Below are 25314 nucleotides of genomic sequence, written 5' to 3' on the forward strand. Positions count from 1 at the left end.
CAATTTTAAACTTCAGAACACTAATCAAAGACTTATTACACAGTAGTCAATTCATCTGGAAACAAAGCTACTTTCTTTCCATTTACGCGAATGGTCACTTCTTCGGTACCAATTAATTGAAAAGTTGTGTTTTTAGCAGTAACATTCACCTTAATAATTCTATTTCTAAAATTGACCTTAAACGAGTATGCACTCCACTGATTAGGAATTTGTGGCTTGAAAGATAACTTGTCGTTTATAACACGCATACCTCCAAAACCTTCCACAATACTCATCCAAGTTCCAGCCATAGATGTAATATGCAAACCTTCTTCAACTTCTTTATTATAATCATCCAAATCTAATCTAGATGTTCTTAAATAAAAATTATACGCCTGTTCCATTCTGCCCAACTTCGCCGCCTGAATACTATGCACACATGGTGACAAAGAAGATTCATGAACGGTAAAAGGCTCATAGAAATCGAAATGTTTTTCTAAATCTTCAACCGAGAAATCTTCTTCAAAAAAGTAAAAGCCCTGTAAAACATCTGCTTGTTTAATATATGGAGACCTTAAAATTCTGTCCCAACTCCATTTTTGATTAATAGGTCTCTCGGACTTTGGTAAATCATCTACCCTTACCAAATCTTTATCTAGAAAACCATCTTGTTGTAAAAACACCCCATGTTCTTTCGAATATGGGAAATACATTTTATTGGCTACTTTTCTCCATTTATCACACTCTCTATCGGTAAGCTTTGTTTTACCTATTATTCTATGATAATCATCTGAATACCCGTTTTTAACTTTTTCTAATTGAGTTAGGGTATAATTAATACACCATTTTGCTAAATAGTTCGTATACCAGTTATTATTTACATTGTTCTCATACTCATTAGGTCCTGTAACCCCAAGCATAACATATTTATTTTTATCCTTAGATAAGTTAACACGTTGATGCCAGAATCTAGAAATACCGATTAATACTTCTAATCCCATTTCTGGGATGTAGCTGTAATCGCCAGTATATCTAAAATAGTTATGTATTGCAAAGGCAATAGCCCCGTTTCTATGAATTTCTTCAAAGGTAATTTCCCATTCGTTATGGCATTCTTCACCATTCATAGTTACCATTGGGTATAATGCTGCACCATTAGAGAAACCTAATTTCTTGGCATTTTCAATCGCTTTTTCTAAATGATTGTATCGATATTTTAATAGCTTTCTAGCAACTTTATCATCTTTGGTAGCCATGTAAAAAGGAATACAATATGCCTCTGTATCCCAATAAGTACTACCTCCATATTTTTCACCTGTAAACCCTTTCGGACCAATATTAAGCCTAGAATCTGTACCTAAATACGTTTGGTTTAATTGAAATATATTAAAACGAATACCTTGTTGCGCCTTAATATCGCCTTCAATAACTATATCGCTCATCTCCCAAATAGAAGCCCAAGCTTCTTTTTGTTTCTGCAATAGTTCATCAAAGCCTAAAGCACTCACTTCATCTAAAGACTTATGTGCAACTTGTACCAATTCTTGATTAGGGTGATTTCTTGCAACAGTGTAACCGCCAAACTTCGTCAAAGTAACAGATTCGTCTGCCTTTACATTTTGCTCAAATTTTAAAGACACAAAATTATCTGTCTGTTCTGAAGAAACACCCGGCACTTGATTTCCATCATATTCTAAAGAAGCCTGCATAAACGTACAGGTCTTGAATTCAGTTTTCATAGTATGCGCCTCGATAAAGGCACGATTATCTGTTGTGCTTACATTTGTAGTGTTCCAGAATTTGTCGTCCCAGTTGCTATCTTCATTTGTAATTCCACTATCTAAATACGGCTCAAATACTATGGCAGCATCTGTTTTTAATACCTTAATAGTATATGAAATGGCACCTACCGTATCTATATCTATACTTAAAAATCGTTTAACAACAACTTCTATCTCAACATTATTAGTAGTTACTGCATGAAAAGTACGAGTGTATACACCCTCTTTCATGTTCAATTCTCGTCTAAAATTTGACACTTTTTTACTCGTTGCCAAATCGAACTCTACCCCATCAACATAAATTTTGATTCCAATCCAATTAGGAGCGTTCAAAACCTTTGCAAAATATTCTGGATAGCCGTTTTTCCACCATCCTACACGAGTTTTATCAGGATAATATACTCCTGCAATATAACTGCCTTGAAAAGTTTTACCGGTATAGGTTTCTTCAAAATTAGCACGTTGCCCCATGGCACCGTTACCTATGCTAAATATACTTTCTGAAGATTTTACGTTTTCTTGATCGAAACCTTCTTCTATGATGCACCAATTATCTGGTTTTATATAATCTTGATTCATAAAATTTATATTGAATTGTAAAAAAGAAACTAGAGATAAACATTCTTATTAAGCTTTATGCTCTTTATTAAGTAATGATTTTAAAAAATCATCGGTCATTTCGGTAAAGTCGTTAAAATTATAATCAGCCTCATTTAATATATCAGCATCTCCTATGCCTATACTTACCATATTGGCAGCATTAGCCGCCTGAATACCAGCAACTGCATCTTCAAAAACCACACATGAATTGGCTGCAATACCTAAATTATTCGCTGCAATCAAAAACACCTCCGGATCCGGCTTAGCTTTAGTTACGCTATTACCGTCGACAATACTATCGAAATACGGCAATAGATCAACCTTCTCTAAAATGGGCCTTGCATTCTTACTGGCAGAACCCAATGCTATCGGTATATTTTTTTTCTTCAAATATTCTAAAACCCTAGTTACATCTGGCAAAATCTCACTTGAATCCATCTTTTCGATATAAGCAAGGTAATCTACATTTTTCTCTACCATCCAGGTATCAAATTGCTCTTGGGTTGCTTTTACATTGCCAATATCTAAAAGAATTTCTAAACATCTTTTTCGACTGACGCCTTTAAAGAGTTCGTTCTGCTCTTTAGTAAATTCAAACCCTAATTCATTGGCCAGTTTGCGCCAAGCTAAATAGTGATATTTAGCCGTATCAACTATAACTCCGTCTAAGTCAAATATAAAACCTACTTTCTCCATTATCACAAAAATATTAATTGATTGTAGAACCTCTTTTAATTAATGTTGCATTGATTACCTCTGTTCTAAAAGGCTCTTCTACTACTTTAGTTGTCTCCATTCTATCTATCAGCATTTTAGCGGCTAGTTCGCCCATTTTCTCACCATGCTGGGCAACAGTGCTTAATTTAGGCGAAGAGTATCTAGATAAGATTCCGTCTGTAAACCCAATAATTGAAATTTCGTCAGGTATCTTAAAACCCAATTGTTGAATAACACTCATACATTGAACCGCAAAAATCTCATTAACACATAAGACCGCTTCTATTTTATTTTTTTGAAAAAACTCTGTTATTAGCTTTGTATTGTCCAAATCGTGTGGCAAGGTCAAAATTAAATTCTCATCGAACGGAATATTATTATCCTTTAAAGCCGCTAAATAACCTTCTTTTCTACTTTCACTTACATTAAAATAATTCTCGGTAGTAATCAATGCTATTTTTTTAGAACCTTTCTTTATAAAATGTGTGACCGATTCACGTGATATTTCAAGATCATTCAATATTACCTTATCACAAGCAACATCTTGGGTAACTCTATCAAAAAGTACGATGGGTATACCCTGATCTAATAATTCCTTTAAATGTGTAAAATCATTTTTTCGCTGTGTTTCAGCACTTAGCGAAAGTATAAAGCCGTCTATACTACCATTCGCTAACATTTCCATGTTAATAACCTCTTTATCAAACGATTCATCAGAAATACAAACAATTACATTATAACCCATTTGATTTGCATACATTTCTATACCCCTAAAAACTGTAGTAAAAAAATGATGTACAATATCTGGAATTATTACCCCTATATTTTTAGTTCTTCTATTTTTTAAGCTAAGCGCTATATTATTAGGACGATAATTATAGAATTTTGCAAAAGCTTTAATTCTATCTCTTGTGTCCTTGCTTATTTCTTTGCTGTTTTTTAATGCCTTCGACACTGTAGAAATAGAAACATCTAGTTCTTTAGCAATATCTTTTAAAGTGATTTTTGGTTTCAAAAAAAGGATTTTAAATTTTAAGATAATAACTTAAATGAATCTAAAAGTTAAAGTTTGAAAATCAATGGTATTTCGTAAATATATACAAAAAAGGATTTTTCATATATTTGCATAATAATCAAATATTCACATTTAACCTCTATGTTAATTAAGAATATCATAATATTGTCTATTCGCATTCATTATACTCGCAAAAAAGAAAAGTTATTAACACGAAACCGTTTTCGTAATATTTTAACTTAAACAATACCATTGCCAACACCGCTTTTTACATATTTTTAACAATTGAAATTAAATAAACTCAACTTAAATTAACAATTTATGAAGATTACATTCCTAAAAAGTCTGTTAGTTCTCGGTGCATTTTTGTGCTTTGGATCCATACAGGCACAAGAAGTATCTGGAACTGTTTCAGATGCAAGTGGACCTTTACCAGGAGCTAGTGTTCTTGAAAAAGGAACAACGAACGGTACACAAACTGATTTTGACGGTAATTATACATTGACCGCTGAAGAAGGTGCTGTACTTATTGTTAGTTATATCGGCTACAAAACTCAAGAAGTAGCAGTAAACGGTAGAACTTCAATCAACTTCACTTTAGAAGAAGATGCCGAAGCATTGGAAGAAGTTGTAATTATCGGTTACGGTACTACAACTGTTAAAGATGCAACCGGTTCTGTATCTTCTGTTACATCAGAAGATTTTAACGGAGGTATTATTTCCTCTCCAGAACAATTAATACAAGGTAAAACTGCAGGTGTACAAATTTCGCAAGCTAGTGGAGAGCCAGGTGCTGGTATTACTTTGAGAATTAGAGGTGCTGGTTCTGTACGAGGAAATAACAGTCCATTATTTGTTATTGATGGTGTACCTGTATCAAATGAAAGTGTTTCTGCTTCAGGTGGAGATTTAGGTGCTGGTAGTAGTGGCGCTAAAAACCCGTTAAACTTTTTAAACCCTAACGATATCGAAAGCATGAGTGTTCTAAAAGATGCTTCTGCAACGGCTATTTACGGATCTAGAGGTGCAAATGGTGTAGTTGTAATAACAACCAAATCTGGAAAAGGCGGAGGAACCTCTGGTCAATGGGGCTTCTCTAGTAATTTGAATATTGCAACAGTAGCAAACACTTATGACCTTTTATCTTCTGAAGAGTTCGTAGAAAGAGGTGGTGCTGACCTTGGTGGATCAACTGACTGGCAAGAATATCTTTTTAGAACGACAGCCTCTACTGACAATAACCTTTCTTATTCTCAAAACTACGGATCTGGAAACGTAAGGGCCACTTTTGGATATTCAAAGCAATTTGGCGTAATCGAAAATACTGATTTTGAACGTATTTCAGGTAGAATAAACTTAACTCAACGTTTTTTTGACAATAAGCTAACACTAAATGCTCAAGGAACCGTATCTAGAATTAATGATAGGGCACCTTTTATTAGTAGAACTTCCGGAAGTACCGGAGATTTATTAGCAGCTACATATTATTCTAATCCTACATTAAATGCAAATCCAAATATTGGTGCTGATCCAGATAGAAACCCTGCAAATCTATTAACGTATTATGATGATAATTCAGGTACAGACAGATTTCTTGGAAATGTATCGTTAAACTATGCATTTACCGACGAGCTTTCAGCTAAAATTAATTTCGGTCTTGACACTTCTGAATCAACTAGAGGACAAGTTGTAAGCCCTGATATTCTTGGATTTACGAACGGTGTAGTTGGAAATGGTCGGGCAATAGTAAGCAACTTAGATACTGAAAGTAAATTAATGGAACTCACCATTAATTATAACAAAGAATTTGAAAATTCTAAATTAGATGCACTTGTAGGTTATTCATTTCAAGATTTTAATAGAAGTGGCCAAAATTTACTAGGGCAAGGCTATGCTACTTCTGATATGAATCAAATAATATCAAGTACTCAACAAGCTTATGAAGATACTCGCAACCTTGCAAGTAATTATCAAGGTTATGGAATTGGTACTTTTAACGATTTACCAGGCAACGGTGATCAATTTAGAATTCTAGGATTGACTCCTAATATTAATTCAACTACAAGTAGTAGTTTACCTAATATTCCAATTAATGCATTCTCAGTAGATACTTTTGATTTTACAGATGAGTTACAATCTTTCTTCGGTAGGCTAAATTACACTCTTAATGATAAATACTTATTTACAGGTACGGTAAGAGCGGATGGTTCTTCTAAATTTGGTGATAATAATAAGTACGGTATTTTTCCTTCTGCGGCTTTCGCTTGGAAACTTAATCAAGAAGATTTCGTAAATGAAGACACTTTTTCAACTCTTAAATTAAGAGCAAGTTGGGGTATTACGGGTAACCAAGACGGTCTTGGTTATGGTGCATACTTAAACAGAACCAGATGGGACGGCTTAGGTATAGGAAGTAATTCTCAATTATCAGCACCTGCAACAAGAGAAGTAGCCTTTGCAAACCCAGACCTTAAATGGGAATCTACAACACAATATGGTTTAGGTTTTGATTTCGGTTTTAATAACGACCGTTTTACCGCTACTATTGATCTTTATAGAAAAGAAACAAATGATATTCTATTGAATTTACCAGCGGTACAGCCGGCAACTTCTCCTTTTGTTTTCCAAAATATAGATGGCACAATTGTTAACCAAGGTGTAGAATTAGGACTTGATTATGATTTAATTGCTACAGATGACTTTAACTGGAATGCCAATTTCAATATTTCTTACAACCAAAATGAGTTGACTAACTATGATGGTCCAAACATACAAGCTGGTAATTTATATGGGCAAGGTCTAACAGGTACTACATCTCAAGTTTTAACCGACGGTCAGGCTTTATATACTTATGAATTACGTTTAGTTGATGAGAATTTTCAAGTTGATACGGACCCAACTATTCTTGATAAGTCGGCATTGCCAAAGATCGTCTCTGGTTTATCGACAAGTATGAGTTATAAAAACTGGGATGCTTCTTTATTCTTCTCAGGACAATTTGGATTTTATGTTTACAACAACACCGCAAATGCATTGTTTGCTGCCCCACAAATTGGAAGTAGAAACAATTTACAAAGTGTTTTGGACGATAATATTACTTTATCTGCAACGAACCCAAGTACGTTCTTTTTAGAAAAAGGAGATTTCGTAAGACTTCAAACAGCGTCTATAGGGTATAACGTACCATTAAGCGGAGAAGGTACTTTTAAAACCATGCGCTTAAGTGCAGTTGGTCAAAATCTTTTTTTATTAACAGGGTATAGCGGATTAGATCCTGAGGTTAGCACTTCAGATATACCATCTAATGGATTCCCATCCGCTTCGATAGACTATCTATCATATCCAAGACCAGTAACTTTCAGTGTTGGATTTAACGTTACATTTTAAAAACAAAAAAATAGGATTATGAAAAAAATAGTAAATTATTTATGTTTCGCACTCCCAATAGCACTGGCATTTTCTTGCACAGACTTAGAGATAGAGCCTACAGATTCATTGATATCTGAAGGTTTTGCAGGAGTAGCAAACGTACAAGGAGAAGTAGCGAATATTTCCAATATAATCGCTGGAGGTAATTTAGGTAACCAAGATGGTCTTTACGCTTTGAATGAAGTAACTACAGATGAATATGTAGTAGCTACAAGAGGAACGGATTGGGGAGATAATGGTAGATGGTTAGCCATGCACCAACATTCTTGGAATGCGGATTTACAAGATATACGTTTATCTTGGCAAGCTTTGAATAGTATAACAATAAATGCAACGCGTGTAATTGACCCAGGTAGTGTTACTACTGCTGGGGGCGATGTTACCGAATTAAAAGCAGAAGCTCGTTTTTACAGAGCTTGGGCAATGAGTTGGATTTTAGATATGTGGAGACAAGTACCTTACAGAAATGTCAATGCACCTAACAGTGAAATACCTTCTGTACTTACAGGTCAGGTTGCAATCGATAGTATTGTTGCAGATCTTAACATTGCGATTAGAGATTTACCTCAAGTAACTGCTGGCGATGGTATTGATTTAAAACAAACGCCAACCAAAGCAGCTGCCAACCATTTAATGGCAAAACTACACTTAAACAAGCATATTTATTTGGAGACTTCTCCTGATAATGCAGATATGCAAGTCGTAATTGATGCTGTTGACGCAATTGAAGCTGATGGATATACTTTAGCAGCAGCTGGAGATTTCTTTGATATTTTTAGACCTAGTAATGATGTGGAAACTATTTGGTGGTCACCAGCAGCTACTGGCCCTAGAATATGGAATACGCTACACTACAATTTGAATTTTCCAGGTGCGAATGATGGAGGTGGATGGAACGGTTTTGCTACCCTTTCTGAATTCTATCAATTATTTGAAGGTGACCCTGATACTAATTATGTTGGTGATGGTCAAGAAGAACGTAGAGGATGGGTTCCTGATGCAGAAACTGCAAATGCTGATAACTTAGGTATAGGATATGGTTTTCTTATTGGTCAACAATATGAACAAGATGGTACCCCATTAACCGCAAGAGACAATGTCGGTAGTGTTCCTTTAGTATTCACAAAAGAAGTATCAAAAGCTGAGTATACTGCACCGGCCGATAATGCAGTATTAGAAACTGACGGGACGAGAATGCTGAAATATCACCCTAACGAAGAAGGTGGGGACCAAAGAGCTCATACTGTACGTTATAGATTTGCTGATGATTACTTAATGAGAGCTGAAGCAATGTTTAGAATGGGTCAAGATGTTACTGGCATGATCAATACATTAAGAGTTATAAGAGGTGCAACAGCATTAGGTTCAGTAACTGAATCTGATCTTTTAGCAGAACGTGGAAGAGAAATGTATGCGGAATTAACTAGAAGACAAGATTTAGTAAGATTTGATGAGTATTTAAGAGCATGGAATCTTAAAGATGCTACAGATGCAAGATCTATAATTTTCCCTATTCCTTTTGCAGATATATTAGCTAATCCTAATTTGGTTCAAAACCCAGGATACTAAGCATATATAAATTTAAGTTTAAGTTGAAAAGGCCTCCAATTGATTTTGGAGGCTTTTTTATTTCCGCTAATTTTAAAAAATTATCGTGAAAATCACTATTCTGCTCAGGATCTAACACCTCTAACATTGCTGAAGATGGATCGCCTTGGTTACTATTAGACAACTTATCTATCTCATCTAGTATAAAAACAGGGTTTGAGGTACCTGCCTTTTTAAGACTTTGAATAATTCTACCTGGCATAGCACCTAAAACCAATTGCAAATCCTTAAATTAATTAAGATTAATATGAGCGATTACCCCCAAAATAAATCAATTACTCTGCAACCTAAAATACTACCTATCAAATACAGGTATGATTATATAACCTGATTTAGTTGTGTGAAAAAATTATAATTTCTCAATTCCGATTCAAAAGAACAAAAAAGAGCTTACCCAATATATAATTGTTAGCTCATAAAATTACTCTTGATAATATAAAAATAAAACCAACCAATACTTGCAAATAGAGATTTTGCTAGAATCCATATAAGTAGCTACCTAAATCCTTGCTTTAAAATTTTTACAGAGCATTGACACTACAGAATCTTAAATAGGCTATTGAAATTTTAAACACATCTATCTCTTTCAAAGACTCACATTACTATAAAATCATTAAAGCAATAGCTTGGAAACCAACAGCCAAAATATTTTTAATCAATCACTCCATATTAAAAATGAGCTTTTCACTAAGCATGAAAAAAAAAGCCATGGTTGTTGTATGAACACATAAAAAAAAGCAACATTCCTATATAGCTTTTGCATATAAGAATGTTACTTTTTCAATACTATTTTATAATTAAAACATCATCTCAAAATATTATAGAATAAACGTCTTAAAATAAGAGCTGCAATCTATAATGGATTATGATATGTTATCTAAATATAATATAAGTGCTAATAACAATTAGTGTAATGATTAATCCTACCGGTTTCACATACTTCCAACTTGTTATATCGACCTCATTTGTATATTCCTGTTCATAATCAGTTTCTCTTGGTTTTAATTTACCAATTACCAACATTAAAATAATTGTCAAAACAAAGGTAATAGCCTGAACATGCAACATATGCGGCAACCACTCTATACCAAGTCCTCTTTGCATGAATATATAAATTACATAAATAACAACAGCAAAAATTATCCCAGCTTTGGCAGCTATGGCAGGTACACGCTTTGTTAAGAAACCAATAACAATTGCTGATAAAATAGGAATACTGTACGCACCGTTTACTTGTTGTAAATAACCAAAAAGTCCATCTGAAGCATAATACAGAAAAGGAGCTAAAATCATTGAAAACAATGCAAGTAAAACACCAAAGCGTTTTCCTACTGAAACAACTTTACTCTCTGAAGCTTCTTTGTTCACATACTCCTTATAAATATCTAACCCGAATAAGGTAACACAACTATTTAAGGCGCTATTAAAAGAACTTAGTATAGCACCAAAGAGCACCGCTGCAAAAAAACCAACCAAAGTGATAGGTAGTACAGCGGCCACTAATTTAGGATAAGCTTGATCTGCTTTATCTAATTGACCATCGAACATATGAAAAGCTATAATACCTGGTAAAACAACAATTAACGGACCTAATATTTTAAAGCAGGCTGCAAGCAAAACTCCTTTTTGACCTTCTTTTAAATTTTTTGCCCCCAAGGCCCTTTGAATTATTTGTTGGTTGGTACCCCAATAAAACAACTGTACTAGAACCATACCTGTAAATATCGTTGCAAAAGGTATACTAGAAGATTCTGAACCTATAGCATCAAACTTTTCTGGGTGTTCTGTTGTAAGTTTTGAAATCCCTCCTAAAAGACTATTGTCATCACTAATTGCATAAAGTCCAAATATCGGTATCAACAATCCACCTATCAACAATCCAATGGCGTTGATAGTATCAGAAACCGCAACAGCTTTTAAACCTCCGAAAATGGCATAAATACTACCAATTATTCCTATACTCCAAACACATACCCATATCGACGCCCATTCAGAAATTCCTAATTTCGAGGGCAAATCGAACATTCCACTAATAGCCAAAGACCCAGAATACAAAACAATTGGTAATAATACAATGGCATATCCGCTTAAAAACAAGCCAGATGTCATTGCTTTGGTTGTCTTATCAAACCTTCTTTCTAAATACGTTGGTATGGTACTAATACCTCCTTTTAAGTACCTAGGCAACAAGTATATAGCACATATCACCATTGCAATAGCGGCTAAAGTTTCCCAAGCCATTACTAAAATTCCATCACTATATGCATTACCATTTAGCCCAACAATTTGCTCTGTAGATAAGTTGGTTAATAACAAGGAACCTGCTATCACTCCCGCTGTTAAACTTCGCCCTCCTAAAAAGTACCCATCAGAAGATTGTTCATTTGTTGATCTTGTTGCGAAATAAGCAATTACCGCTACCAAAATGGTAAAGCCTAAAAAAGATAAAATTCCTATCATTGGTTGATTTGTTTGTTGTTAAGTCAAGGTTAAATATATTGGATTATTTCCATTACTTCTAAAAACTTAGAGCAAAATCTCATTATTCATATTATTACACTGATCATATAACGTTTTCTTTAAATTTTAACGCCGACTTTTACTAAATAAGCCTTACAAATAGTAGGTATTTGCTATCTTGCAAATTAATTTTGAAAGAACTATTACACAGGTAACCAACTCAACTTTAATAGCCTACAAAAAAACGCAAAGTGCTATTTCAAACATACTCAAGAATGAACTCTAATTTGCTTAAGCTAAGCTACCTTGGTTTGTTTTTCTCCCTTTTATATTCTTGCGGATCTAAAGAAGATGTTAATACATCAGAAGAAAAATCAGAACCAACATTGTTTACATTACTACAACCTGAAGAATCTGGTATTTCATTTGTAAATAAAGTTGCCAACTCAAAAGAATTCAACATATTTAAATACCGTAACTTTTACAATGGTGGTGGCGTTGCTATTGGAGATATTAATAATGATGGATTATCAGATATTTTTCTGACCGGAAACATGGAGCCTAACAAACTTTTTCTTAATAAAGGCGATATGAAATTTGAAGATATTTCGGAAACTGCCGGAATATCAGGAAATAAACCTTGGTCTACAGGTGTTGTGATGGCAGACATCAATAATGACGGATTTCTAGATATTTATGTGAGTAATGCCGGTAACATGGAAGGCAACAACCATGACAACGACCTATACATCAATAACGGAGACGGTACTTTCACCGAAAAAGCGCATGAATATAATTTAGCCGAAACAGGATTCTCTACCCACGCCTCTTTCTTCGATTATGACAAAGACGGAGATTTAGATGCCTACATTCTAAACAATAGTAATATTCCCGTAAGTAGTCTTGGCTATGCAGAACAACGGGAAGTAAGAGCACAAGATTGGGAAGGTGTCCCGAAAATTTTTAGAGGCGTAGGCGATATGCTACTAAGAAATGATAATGGAAAATTTGTTGATGTTAGTGAAAAAGCTGGTATTTATGGTAGCCTTATAGGTTTTGGTCTTGGTGTTATGGTTATAGATATTAATAATGACCTGTACCCAGACATCTATGTTTCTAACGATTTTTATGAAAGGGATTATTTATATATCAACAACCAAGATGGTACTTTTAGAGAAGAGGTTCAAAAATGGACAAATCACTTAAGCTTATCTGCGATGGGTGTAGATATGGCCGACATTAATAATGACGGACTTACAGATATTTTCATTACCGATATGCTACCTGAACCAGATCAGCGTGTAAAATCTGTTATGGAATTTGAAGGTTACAACATTTTCAAGCTTAAGCAGAGCAAAGATTTTCATCAACAGTATATTCAAAACACGTTACAACTAAATAACGGTAATGGTTCTTTTTCTGAAGTTGCATACTACAGCGGAGTTGAAGCTACTGATTGGAGCTGGTCTGGACTCTTATTCGACATGGATAATGATGGACTAAAAGATATTTATATTACCAATGGCATTAATCATGATCTTACCGATTTAGATTTTATAGATTTCTTCGCCAATGATATCATTCAAAAAATGGCTTTAACTGGCAGAAAAGAATCTATTGATTCTATCATTAACAAAATGCCAGTTACGCCCCTACCTAATTACGCCTATCGTAATAATGGCGACATTACGTTTAGTAATTACAACAAACAATGGGGTTTTGAAATACCGAGTCGCTCAAACGGTTCTGCATATGGGGATCTAGATAACGATGGGGACTTAGATCTCGTTGTCAACAACGTAAACATGGAGACTTTTGTGTACCGTAATAATTCTGAATTGCAATCAAAAAATAACTACATTAAGTTAAAATTTGAAGGTGCCGATGGTAACAAATTTGGAATAGGAACCGTTGCGCGCCTATATTACCCAGATAACATTATCGACCAGACTTTGATGCCATCTAGAGGTTTTCAGTCTTCTGTAGAATACCCTATGACTATCGGTTTAGGCGCGACAGAAATGTTAGACTCCATTCGCATTATATGGCCGAATGACGCAACCGCTAAATTGACTAATGTAAAGGCGAACCAAACCATTACATTTAAGCAAGAAGAGGCTAAAGAAATATTTAAAATCAAAAAAACAGAAACCCCTACCCTGTTCGAAGCTATAGATAGTAATACCTTTTTAACCCATAAAGAGAATAGTTATATGGATTTTGATAATGAGGGGTTAATTTCTAAATCATTAGCAGAAGAAGGACCCGGTTTAGCCGTTGGTGACGTAAATGGCGATGGCCACGAAGATATTTTTATTGGTGGAGCAAAAAACCAAGCTGGTGCGTTATATATACATAATGGTAATGGATCACTTTCTAAATCTATTGTAAAATATTTTGAAGCAGAAGCTCAACTAGAAGATACCACTGCTTCCTTTTTTGATTCAGATAATGATGGCGATTTAGATCTTATGGTCGGTACAGGCGGTAACGAATTAGGCATGCAGGGCAATTACGGAATTCGACTTTACCTAAACGATGGCAAGGGCAATTTCTCGTTGAGTACAAACAAACTACCGAGCATAAATAAAAATGTTGCGGTTATAGCTCCGTCAGACTTTGACGCAGATGGTGATATTGATGTTTTTGTTGGCTCTAGAAGTGTCGTAGGAACTTATGGTGTAAATCCTGACCACCTATTTCTTTTAAATAACGGAGACGGAACTTTTACCGATATTACTGAACGCTCTGCTTATGATTTAAAAGATGCGGGTATGGTAACCGATGCTAAATGGATTGACATTGATGGTGATGGTAAAGATGACTTAGTAACCGTATCTGACTGGGGTAGTCCAAAAATCTACAAGAACTCTGGTAGAAGACTTAGCGACTCAAAAAGTTCTTTAGACAGCCTTAGTGGCTGGTGGGGTGCTGTTGAAGGGTATGACTTGGATAATGATGGCGACCAAGATCTAATTCTAGGCAACATGGGCAGCAACCTCCATTACAAACCAAAACCTGGGCAACCCATGAAAATGTGGGTGAATGATTTTGACAACGATGGTACTATAGAACAAATTACCACCCAAAACTACGATGGCGGCGATTACCCAATTCATCAAAAGAAGGAATTGACAACCCAAATTCTTGCATTGAAAAAGAAAAATATTAAAGCTTCTGAATATGCTTCAAAAACCATACAAGAGTTATTTCCAAAGAACATTATAGACAATACTATATTAAAGCAGTCAACAATCTCTGAGTCTATAATTGCCATAAACGATGGCAATGGCAACTTTACTATTAAAATACTACCACCTCAAGTTCAATTTTCATGTATTTGCGGTATACAATGTCTAGATGTCAATAAAGATGGAAACTTAGATTTGGTTATGGCAGGGAATAACTTCGAGTTTAAACCCCAATATTCTAGGCTAGATGCCAATTATGGAAATGTTCTTCTTGGCGATGGCAACTTAAATTTTGAATGGCAAAATTATTCTGATAGTGGTTTCTTTATCCGTAATGAAGTAAAACAATTAAAAATAGTTAAAGACAAGCAAGGCAATCAATTCATTATAGCAGCTATCAATAACGACACTCCAAAAATGTATCGACTACATGAAAAATAACATACTATACCTATGTTTATTAATATTTACCATTGGTTGTACTGAAAATTCTGGCGAGTTGTTCGTAAAACTTTCTACAGAAGAAACCGGTATAACTTTTGAAAACACACTTAAAGAATCTAAAGACCTTAGTATTTTAGATTACCTCTATTTTTATAATGGTGGTGGTGTCGCTATTGGCGACATCAACAACGATAGCCTACCTGATATTTATTTTTCGGGCAATCAAGTAAAGAACAAATTATACCTGAACAAAGGCAATTTAAAGTTTGAAGATATTTCCGAAACAGCTGGTGTCTCAGGAAATAGTTCTTGGAATACAGGAACCATAATGGGCGATGTTAATGGTGACGGACTCCTAGATATTTACGTTTGTGCGGTTGTCGGGTTAAACGGCTTCAATGGTTATAACGAGCTTTTTATAAACCAAGGTGATGCCACTTTTAAGGAAAGTGCCGCTGAATATGGATTGGATTTTGAATCGTACAGTTCTTCAGCTGCTTTTTTAGATTACGACCTAGATGGCGATCTAGATATGTATCTTCTTAATCATGCCATACACACCCAAGATACTTATGGCAATGCCCAAATTAGACATAACCGTATTTATGAAACCGGTGATAAACTGCTACGTAATGATAACGGAAAATTTGTTGACATTAGCGAAGAGGCCGGTATATATGGTGGTGTAAATGGATATGGATTAGGTATTGCTGTTTCTGATTTTAACCAAGATGGCTACCCTGATCTATATATTGGCAATGATTTTCATGAAGATGATTATTATTATCTAAATAATGGCGACGGTACTTTTAAAGAAAGTCTTAAAGAAGCCTTTGGGCATACCACCAGGTTTTCTATGGGTAGTGATGTAGCAGACATCAACCATGACGGTCTACCTGATTTAATTTCTTTAGACATGTTGGGTAAAGATGAAATTGTTTTAAAATCATCTGAAGGTGATGACGATATCCAAATCCAAAAAATGAAGACCGAAACTTTTGGCTATCACAATCAGTATACTAGAAATATGCTATCAGTCAACCAACCAAATGGTAAGTTTTTAGAAACAGCATTGCAGAGCGGAGTAGCCGCAACAGACTGGAGCTGGAGTGCGCTATTCGGTGATTACGATCAAGATGGGGAGCAAGATTTATACATAAGTAACGGTATACCTAAAAGACCGAACGACCTTGATTATATCAACTATATATCTAACGAGAATATTCGGTCAAAAATCAACAACACCAATCTTGTTGATCAGAAAGCTCTTAAAATGATGCCTTCTGGTTTTATTGGCAACATGATTTTTAAAGGAGCAACAGATCTTCAATTTATAGATGAATCTAAATCTTGGATTGCACAAGACACCATTATTTCTGGCGCTACAGCTTATAGCGATTTAGATAACGACGGCGATTTAGATTTGGTAACCAACAACCTATTTAGTCCGGCAATTATTCAAGAGAACACTACAAACAGCCAACGCAACTGGCTAAAAATTAAACTGAATTTTTCTGATAAAAATAAATTCGGCATTGGCACCAAGGTATTTTCATATGCCAACGGAATTCAACAGTTTAAGGAAATGTATACCGTACGCGGATTTCAAGCTTCTTCTGAACCCTTAATTCATTTTGGCTATGGAGACCTAGAAAACATAGATTCTTTAAAAATTATATGGCCAGATAAAAGCTATCAATTAGTAAAAAATATCGCCGTCAATCAAACACTTTATCTTAGTCCTGATAAAGTGCAACCTTTCTACTATAATTCTTTACACCCTAAACAGCAGCACCTATTTCAAAAAACATCTAATAATTTAGGTATTAATTATACACACATTGAAGATGCCTACAGTGATTATTTACGCCAAAAGCTAATTCCTTATCAAATGTCAGATAGAGGTCCTGCAGTTAGTGTTGGTGATTTAAATGCTGACGGAAAAGAGGATATTTTCTTTGGAGGAGCTAAATTTATTCCGTCTCAAATTTATATTCAAGGGGATTCTACCTTTCAGCTAAAAAATTATCCTGAAATAAAAAAAGACAGTATTAAAGAAGACATCGCTTCTATAATAGGTGATTTCAATAGTGACGGCAAAAACGATATTATAGTAGGTACAGGCGGAGCAGATTTCTTTAATGAAATGAAGCCATTAACTGACTCGTACTACGTCGCAAGCGATAGTACTTTTACTCAAAAAGAATTCCCTGAGCTATTTGAGAATGCATCTGTTCTATTAAAGCTAGATTATGACCACGATGATGATTTAGACATTATAATTTGCAATCAATCTATCAGTGCCGATTATGGAAACAAACCTAACAGTTATATTCTAGAAAATGAAAATGGCAATTTTAATGTAGCGTCAAATCCGTTTAAGAACTTAGGTATGATAACAGACGCAATTGTTACCGATTTCAATGATGATGGCTGGGAAGATATATTATTTGTTGGAGAATGGATTTCACCTAAATTTTTTCAAAACAACCAAGGTGAATTTCAAGAAATACAGCCATTAGAAAATGAAAAATTAAATGGTTTATGGCAATCCGTAATCAATTTTGATATTGACAATGATGGTGATCAAGACTACCTATTAGGTAATTGGGGAATGAATACTAAGTTTACTGCATCACAAAAGTATCCGATGAAAATGTATTACGGTGACCTTGATAAAAACGGAGCCACGGAAACTATTGTTAGCACCTATAAAGACGGTAAAGACTACCCAGTAGATGGGTTAAAAGAATTGTCGAGTCAATTGGTTTCTCTCCGTAAAAAATTCAATACCTATAGTTCTTTTGCAGGAAAATCGATGGAAGAAATTCTTGGCGAAGAAATGTTACCAAATGCAGAAATTCTAGAAGTGCATACCCTAAGTTCAGGTTATTTACAAAACAACAATGGCAAGTTCACTTTTGTGCCATTTAGTTATCAATTACAGTTGGCACCCATTATGGCATTTTTAGCATATGACTTTAATGGTGATAACAAAACCGAAGTGCTCGCTGCAGGAAATTATTTTGGCGTAAAACCATACCATGGTCGTTTTGATTCTTTTCCAGGAGCATTGATTAGTACTGGCAACAATGTTACCTTAGCGAATGAAATAGGACTCGATTTAACAGGGAAATCGATTCGAAGCATGAAAATTATAAACTCAAACAACAACACATACCTTTTGCTTACTTTTAATAATGAAGCAGCAGAGGTGTATAGCATTCTCAAACCATAGTACAATGAAAAGGTATATTTTAATCTTAATCGCAGGAATTTTATTAGCGAATTGCACCGAAAAAAAGCAAGAACCTATAGTGGTATCTCCTAATCAATTACACAACTCTATTGATAAGATAATAGATATTATGATTCATGATATTTTCTCGCCACCGGTAGCGAGTAGAATTTTTGCATACCCTAATATTGCCGCATATGAAATCGTTGCCCAAGTAAACCCTGACTATCAATCATTAGCTGGTCAACTAAAAGATTTAAAACCTATACCTGCCATAGATACTATTTCGGGTATCAATCCTCAATTATCTGCCTTAATTGCGCACATGAATATTAGCAGACAATTGATATTCTCTGAAGATAAATTTGATGTTTTACAGGATAGTCTTTTTACACAATGGAAGTCAATGAACGAACCTGAATTCGAAGCTTCTAAAGCATACGGTCTAAAAGTTGCAGACCATATAAAAGAATGGATGGGCAAGGATAATTACAGCCAAACGCGTACCATGCCAAAATTTACGGTAAATACAGACGACCCTACCAGATGGCAACCAACTCCACCTGCCTATATGGACGGTATTGAGCCACATTGGAGCAAAATTCGCCCTTTTATCATAGACTCCGCATCACAATTTAAACCCGTTCCTCCACCGCCGTTTTCACTAGAAAAAGACTCAGATTTTTACAAAGAACTGATTGAGGTTTATAATATTAGTAATGAAATCACTAAAAATGGAGATGAATCTGACGAAGTAGCAATAGCTAAATTCTGGGATTGTAATCCGTATGTATCGGTTACAAGAGGACATTTAATGTTCGCTACCAAAAAGATTACCCCAGGTGCACATTGGATAGGTATCACAAAAATTGCCAGTAAAAAAACAAATAGTAATTTCGACGATACTGTTTTTGCCTATACAAAAACTTCAATGGCGATTGCTGACGGATTTATTAGCTGCTGGGATGAAAAATATCGCAGTAATTTAATTAGACCAGAAACGTTAATTAACCAACATATCGACGAGAATTGGAAGCCTATTCTACAAACGCCTCCTTTCCCAGAATACACGAGTGGACATAGTGTTGTTTCTGGCGCTGCAGCAACTGCCTTGACCAGTATTTACGGTGAAGATTTTAGCTTTGAAGATGATACCGAAACGCCGTATGGCCTACCTATTAGAAAATTCAATTCATTTAACCAAGCAGCAGATGAAGCAGCCATTAGCAGAATGTATGGTGGTATTCATTACAGGTCAGCTGTTGAAGTGGGTGTAGGTCAAGGTAGAAAAATTGGTGCACTACTGAATTCTAAAATTAAAATGAAGAAAAATTAATTTTTAGCACATTTTAAATCATCATGAAAAAAGCGCTTTCAATTACAATTGCCATTATTTGTATTGGTTTACTTTGGTATTTTTTCATAAAGCCACAAGATTATCAAATAAGGGTCGTAGCCAAAACCTTTCCAGGGACAATAAATCAGTCATTGAAAGCCTGGAATACTTCATTGAACAATGCTTCAATTAAACAACTTGAAGACATAAAACATCTCAAGCAAACTATAGTATCTGGAGATTCTACCCATACTTATACATGGAATATTTCCCCAATTAATGACTCTACCTCTCAACTTAAGGTAGATGTAACTGACAAAGACAATAGTTTCAAAAATAGATTATCAATTCCCTTTACAGACACCGATTTTGAAAAGGGGTCAAGAAAACTTGTCACTGATTTTATGTCTTATTTAAATAAGCATAGAAAAGAATTTAAGGTGACCATTTTGAATGAAGAAGAATTACCATCAACTTACTGTGCTTGCGTTCAACACAATACTATTCAGACAAAAAAAGCAACTGCAATGAAAGATAGTTATCCTTTTTTGAACTCAGTACTTGTAGGTAATGGTTTGCAATTAAATGGCGTTCCTTTTATTGAAATTACAGATTGGAACATGCATAAAGATAGTGTTGCATTTAACTTTTGCTATCCTATAATTAAAACTGACTCTCTGCCTGATATAAAAGATATTATTTATAAAGAATTTGAAGGTTCAAAATCTCTAAAAGCCATATATAACGGCAATTATATAACCTCAGATAGAGCATGGTATGCGCTTTTAGATTACGCGGAAAAAAACAATATAAAAGTAGAAGCAAATCCTATTGAATTCTTTTATAACAACCCGAACATGGGTGGAGATGCGTTATATTGGAAGACCGAGGTATTTATGCCAATAGCAGAATAATATGAATAAACTAATTTTAACAAACCTTGTAATTTTCATAACACTTATCTCATGTAATAATTACGGGCAACTTAAAGTAATTGCTGATTTGCCCGATAGTTTGTCTGAAAACTCAGGCTTAGCTACCTACGGCGATTCTATTGTTTGGGTCGTTGAAGATGGCGGCAATAAAGATGAAATATACCAAGTAAACCTAAACGGAGAAATACTTAAAAGTTTTAAAGTTAAAAACGGAAAAAATCATGATTGGGAGGATCTTACAAAAGATGCTGCCGGCAACTTATACATAGGTGATATTGGCAATAATGCTAATGATCGTAAAGATTTAGTCATTTACAAATTACCAAACCCGACTATTGAACCAGGGGATAAAATTGACGCTGAAAAGATTGAGCTACATTACCCTGATCAAAAAGACTTTCCACCAAAGAAAGATCATCTTTTCTATGATTCAGAGGCTATATTTCATCATGGTAACAAATTATACATTGTAACTAAAAACAGGTCAAAATCGTTCACCGGTGAAGCCCATATTTACTGGGTACCTGATACTAAAGGTAATTACGAAGCCACACTAGTGGGTTCGTTTACACCATGTACAGATTGGAAAATTTGCCAAATAACATCTATTGACATATCGCCAAAAGGTGATAAAATTATAGCACTTAGTTACGGTAAGCTTTTCATTTTCACAAATTTCACCTGGGATGATTTCTCTAAAGGAAACATGCAAGAAATTGATTTAGGTGCCCGCTCTCAATTAGAATCTGTTTGTTTTCTTAATGACGAGACCTTACTAATTTCCGATGAAAAAGCACACGGTGAAGGTGGCAACCTTTACACCTTTTCCTTAAAATAACTGGGTTATCTAAAACCCGAACCCTAGTCCGAAAGTAAATCTTGGTCCGTCTTCACTAGCGAAAATGGCAGTGTTTATAGAAATGATATCTGAGGCATTTAAAAAGAACCCTCCGCCATATGAAGTGTGCCAGCGACCAGAACTCATTTCAGGCATCCATACTCTACCATAATCAAATCCGCCAAAAAGACCCATGGCCGTTGGCAATAATCTGGTACGTTTCTTTTTTAGACTAAATCTTATATCTGTATTCTGATAATACGATGTTTTACCGGTAAAGCGTTGATTTCTAAATCCGCGAAGTCCATCTAAACCACCAATACTTGCGGCTTGGTAAAATTCGTATTCATCGCCAATATTAAAATGTGCTTTCCACTTAGTTGCTAATACCAACCTACCATTGGGTATCAATTTGTAATCAAAACCTAAACTAGGAATAACGTAACCAAAACTACCGCCCTCTTTTGAAAGGTTCTCTTTGAAACCTACCATTAAAGAAGAAGACATACCTAAAGTTGGGAACGCCTCGTTATCTTTATTCTCATACGTGTAAGCAGCATGAGCACCAACAAAATCACTATTAGTCTCTTCTCCGTTTTCCTGATAAAATGTGTTTATAAATCTATCGTTGGTTTCTTCAACACTAATATTTTCGTAAGACAAACCTAATTTCACTTTTGCACCCAATTGCCCTCTCCACACCAGTGAAGGCGAAAAATCTATCTGTCGTAATTTTACCCTATTATAATCTAGTTCTAAATCGTCATCAAAATTTTCGGTATTATTCCCAAATCCGAAGAAATTAATGGCAAAATTCGGACTCGTAAAACGTGCTTTCAGCTCAGCATTCCAATTTTCGAATACATGTGCAAATTCACCTTGATACTTGAAATCAAATCCGCTTGTAGCAAAATAATATGATGCAGCAAAAGTGTGTTGTTGGGTAAAAGGATTCTGCCTAAAACCGTTATATGTATAGGTATTTACAAAACCTATTCGCATACCATCATCTGGATTAAACCCTATCGTAGGGATAATTTGGTTGAAACTATTTCTCAACTTTAACGGCTGATAGGTGTTCAACTCATAATCATCTGACAGTTTTACTTTTGTACCACCAGTTTCTTCAAACGTATTTTTCTTACTTTTAAAATCATACAAAGCGACATCTCTACCACCTTCTACCCTATAAATATCATTATTATGACCACCAATAATTCTGACTTTGACACCAGCGTAATTAAACGGATTTTTAACCTCGAAAATATCATCGTCATCTAAACCAAATACCCATAGTTCTTTTGTGTCTTCTTTTGTGAATACCTTGTAATAAAACAGACGCTTTTTCTTATCACCGATATTTCTGAACACTTTTACTTCGGTTTCCTTATTATTTAACCTATTAATTTCAAACCAGTCATCTTTATCTGTACCTGCAACTACAGCATATTTATTTAATATCTGGTAGTACTCATTAGCAGTTTCTTGAATGTGACTTAACCGCGCCAAAAGAATTTCTTTAATTTCATCTACCGTTTCATCACGTACTTCTACAGGAAAAGATTTAAATGCCTCATCAATATCACTTGTGGTTAAGTTTTCTTGTAAGTATTTTGCCTGCGCCATCCACTGACTTTTTTCGGTTTCACCTAACAATGTTAAGTCTAACACATAGGTCATAGGCGAAGAGTTGAACCCTTTTACACTTCTAATATCTTCATTAAAACCTTCCATTAATCGTAAGCCTGGTATAATACGAGTAGCTATTTTCATTAAGGCGCCATCGCCCATTTTTGAGAATACTTGATCACGATCTCTAGGTATTGGTCTGTATACGGTTTTACCTTTTTTCTCATCTTTAAATTCTGCCCAACGCCATTGATCTACGTGTCGATCCCAATCGCCAAGAATCATATCGAATAGTCGCGCTCTCAAATAAAGGTCTTTATCGACTTCGTATTTTTCATCATCTCGAAGGTCTTCAAGCATACCATCGGTACTGGTTAAATTATTTGAATACCCAAAACTTGCTAAATCTCCATGACCATCACCTGTATGTTCTTCAATCATATACAACTCATCACCAAAAGTGTCATTGTACTCTTTAAGTGCAGGTTGTTTAGGAACATAATATAAAACAGGATTCGTATGATAAATGCCTACCGCATCTGATAACTTCGCTGTCGTAAAGGGACCATAAGGGTGTGATCCCGTATAAAAATCTTGCAATATTTCTTGAGTGTAGGTCTCCTTTAAATCGTCAAGAACATATTGATCTTGAAATGCCATGGACTGCAAATACAATTCTGCGCTTTTTCTCAAAGCTCGCATTACATACTCCCTACCGTCTTTTGCACGTAATCGCAATGATTTTGATTGGTGACCTCCTCCCTTTTTAACAGGCTCTAAGCCTCCCATTAAAGAGTCTAAATTTACGGTCGGCACTTTCACTTCTGTACCATAATACTCGCGGTAACGGTCTCCCCATATTCCTTTATAAAATCCGCTTTTATCAATTTCATCTTTACTATACACAGAAGCTTTAATACTGTCAGGAAACTGACCGGTAAACTCACCAACATATTCTTTTTGAGTTGGCGGCAAAACTTCATTGGTAAATAAAAATTCTTCGTTGTTATCATCGTCTACGCCATAAAAACGTACTCTAGAAGAACCATCGGTGTATATTTCTAAAGTCGCATATCCCATTTTGCCGGTATTAAACTGAGAACCGTTCAACAATCGTGTAAAGCCTTTTTTTGCACCAGACCCACTTACTATTTGAGGTGTATTATTCTCAACAAAATATTGTAATGTATGTTCATGCCCAGATGCAAATATGACGCGATCAGAGTACTGTGCCAATGTAGTCACCCTGTTCATTAACTCTCTGTAACGCTTATTATTCACATCTTCTATAGACGCACCCGAAGTACTTCTAAGTACATTAATAAAGCTTCCTAAAACTGGTAATGGCACTGCCATTTTCTTTGGATAAAAATGCTTTCTTACCGAATATTGCCCGCCATGCTCGCCATAACTATTGGTAGGGTGATGCATTGCGATAAGCGTTGTGCGGTGGCGGTAATCTTTTATCGCATCTTCAAGCTCTAAAAAAAACTTCTCTCTACTCTTTATATCACACTTGTCATTAATATCTGGGCGCTTGTCCCAATTGGTCAAATACCATTCTGAATCTATAGTTATAATAGCCACGTCATCCCCTATTTCCACAACATCTATTGGGCATCCGTTTTCTGGTAAAAATGGATCTTTTTCTTTCTCTTTTAAAACACTTTTAATATAATCTTCTTCGCGCTCAAGCCCAATCAACCCCTCGGTATACCAATCATGATTACCTGGTATAAAAAGTGGTCTTCCCTTAAAATCATTTAATGTATTCAACTGCGCATCTAAATGATTTTTGGCAATTCTGTACGCATTTGTAGAATCTTTAGGATCTGGCAAACCTGCCGGATAAATATTATCTCCCAGAAAAATTGCTGTACTATTCTTACTAGCCTTATCTAATCTATTTTTGAATATTTTAAGGGCAGGGTTCATATCACCCATAGGCGAAAGACCTGCATCTCCAATTAAATAAAAGGTATGCGATATTTCTTTTTCTTCATTTACATCGTTAGCATATTTTTGATCTACATACTTGGTACTATATGTAGCACAGCTAGTAATGAATATAAAAACCGACAGATAAGCATATAATTTTTTCATAGTAACGTTGC

At 35.1% G+C, this 25314-nt stretch carries 12 protein-coding genes and 1 pseudogene; 7 read left to right on the forward strand and 6 right to left on the reverse strand.

The features are described 5' to 3' along the window. Positions 1 to 35: 35 nt before the first annotated feature. From CLV90_RS14640 to CLV90_RS14650, 3 genes are read right to left on the reverse strand one after another with little or no spacing between them, the layout of a single operon-like run. Complete coding sequence (locus tag CLV90_RS14640; RefSeq protein ID WP_133688248.1) at positions 36 to 2339, reverse strand: glycoside hydrolase family 65 protein; 2304 nt, start codon at positions 2337 to 2339, stop codon at positions 36 to 38. Between the two features lie 48 nt (positions 2340 to 2387). Then, positions 2388 to 3056 (reverse strand): beta-phosphoglucomutase, encoded by a 669-nt coding sequence (gene pgmB / locus CLV90_RS14645; RefSeq protein ID WP_133688249.1) that lies wholly within the window; start codon positions 3054 to 3056, stop codon positions 2388 to 2390. 13 nt (positions 3057 to 3069) lie between these two features. Then, the gene (locus tag CLV90_RS14650; RefSeq protein ID WP_133688250.1) at positions 3070 to 4092 is read right to left on the reverse strand and encodes a LacI family DNA-binding transcriptional regulator; all 1023 of its coding nucleotides are present in this window, start codon (positions 4090 to 4092) and stop codon (positions 3070 to 3072) included. A 321-nt stretch (positions 4093 to 4413) separates the two neighbouring features. Here CLV90_RS14650 and CLV90_RS14655 point away from each other — a divergent pair, with 321 nt between their 5' ends. Continuing rightward, entirely contained in the window at positions 4414 to 7479 is a 3066-nt protein-coding gene (locus tag CLV90_RS14655) for a SusC/RagA family TonB-linked outer membrane protein (protein ID WP_133688251.1), read from the forward strand. A gap of 18 nt (positions 7480 to 7497) precedes the next feature. Beyond that, a complete protein-coding gene (locus CLV90_RS14660; protein WP_133688252.1) occupies positions 7498 to 9090 on the forward strand; it encodes a RagB/SusD family nutrient uptake outer membrane protein in 1593 nt (530 codons plus the stop codon). Between the two features lie 67 nt (positions 9091 to 9157). Here the strand turns inward: CLV90_RS14660 and CLV90_RS14665 are convergent. Next, positions 9158 to 9340 (reverse strand): annotated as a pseudogene (locus CLV90_RS14665) (AAA family ATPase); the annotation flags it as partial. A gap of 662 nt (positions 9341 to 10002) precedes the next feature. Further along, positions 10003 to 11589: a solute:sodium symporter family transporter gene (locus CLV90_RS14670; RefSeq protein WP_166638598.1), complete on the reverse strand. Its 1587-nt coding sequence runs from the start codon at positions 11587 to 11589 to the stop codon at positions 10003 to 10005. A 275-nt stretch (positions 11590 to 11864) separates the two neighbouring features. Here CLV90_RS14670 and CLV90_RS14675 point away from each other — a divergent pair, with 275 nt between their 5' ends. Genes CLV90_RS14675 through CLV90_RS14695 form a run of 5 tightly spaced genes read left to right on the forward strand, consistent with a single transcriptional unit; the run spans position 11865 to position 21571 of the window. Further along, positions 11865 to 15221, forward strand: a complete 3357-nt coding sequence (locus CLV90_RS14675; protein WP_133688253.1) for a VCBS repeat-containing protein — start codon at positions 11865 to 11867, stop codon at positions 15219 to 15221. Then, positions 15211 to 18462, forward strand: a complete 3252-nt coding sequence (locus CLV90_RS14680) for a VCBS repeat-containing protein (protein WP_133688254.1) — start codon at positions 15211 to 15213, stop codon at positions 18460 to 18462. The genes CLV90_RS14675 and CLV90_RS14680 overlap by 11 nt, the downstream gene beginning before the upstream one ends. A 4-nt stretch (positions 18463 to 18466) precedes the next feature. Further along, positions 18467 to 19798: a vanadium-dependent haloperoxidase gene (locus tag CLV90_RS14685; RefSeq protein ID WP_133688255.1), complete on the forward strand. Its 1332-nt coding sequence runs from the start codon at positions 18467 to 18469 to the stop codon at positions 19796 to 19798. A gap of 23 nt (positions 19799 to 19821) precedes the next feature. Next, complete coding sequence (locus CLV90_RS14690) at positions 19822 to 20712, forward strand: AraC family transcriptional regulator (protein WP_133688256.1); 891 nt, start codon at positions 19822 to 19824, stop codon at positions 20710 to 20712. Position 20713: 1 nt separating this feature from the next. Continuing rightward, positions 20714 to 21571 (forward strand): hypothetical protein, encoded by an 858-nt coding sequence (locus CLV90_RS14695; RefSeq protein ID WP_133688257.1) that lies wholly within the window; start codon positions 20714 to 20716, stop codon positions 21569 to 21571. 9 nt (positions 21572 to 21580) lie between these two features. On the opposite strand, the gene CLV90_RS14700 is transcribed toward CLV90_RS14695, so the two are convergent. Continuing rightward, positions 21581 to 25303: a metallophosphoesterase gene (locus tag CLV90_RS14700; protein WP_133688258.1), complete on the reverse strand. Its 3723-nt coding sequence runs from the start codon at positions 25301 to 25303 to the stop codon at positions 21581 to 21583. Positions 25304 to 25314: the final 11 nt, after the last annotated feature.

The organism is Maribacter spongiicola, from assembly GCF_004364165.1.
Lineage (GTDB): Bacteria > Bacteroidota > Bacteroidia > Flavobacteriales > Flavobacteriaceae > Maribacter > Maribacter spongiicola.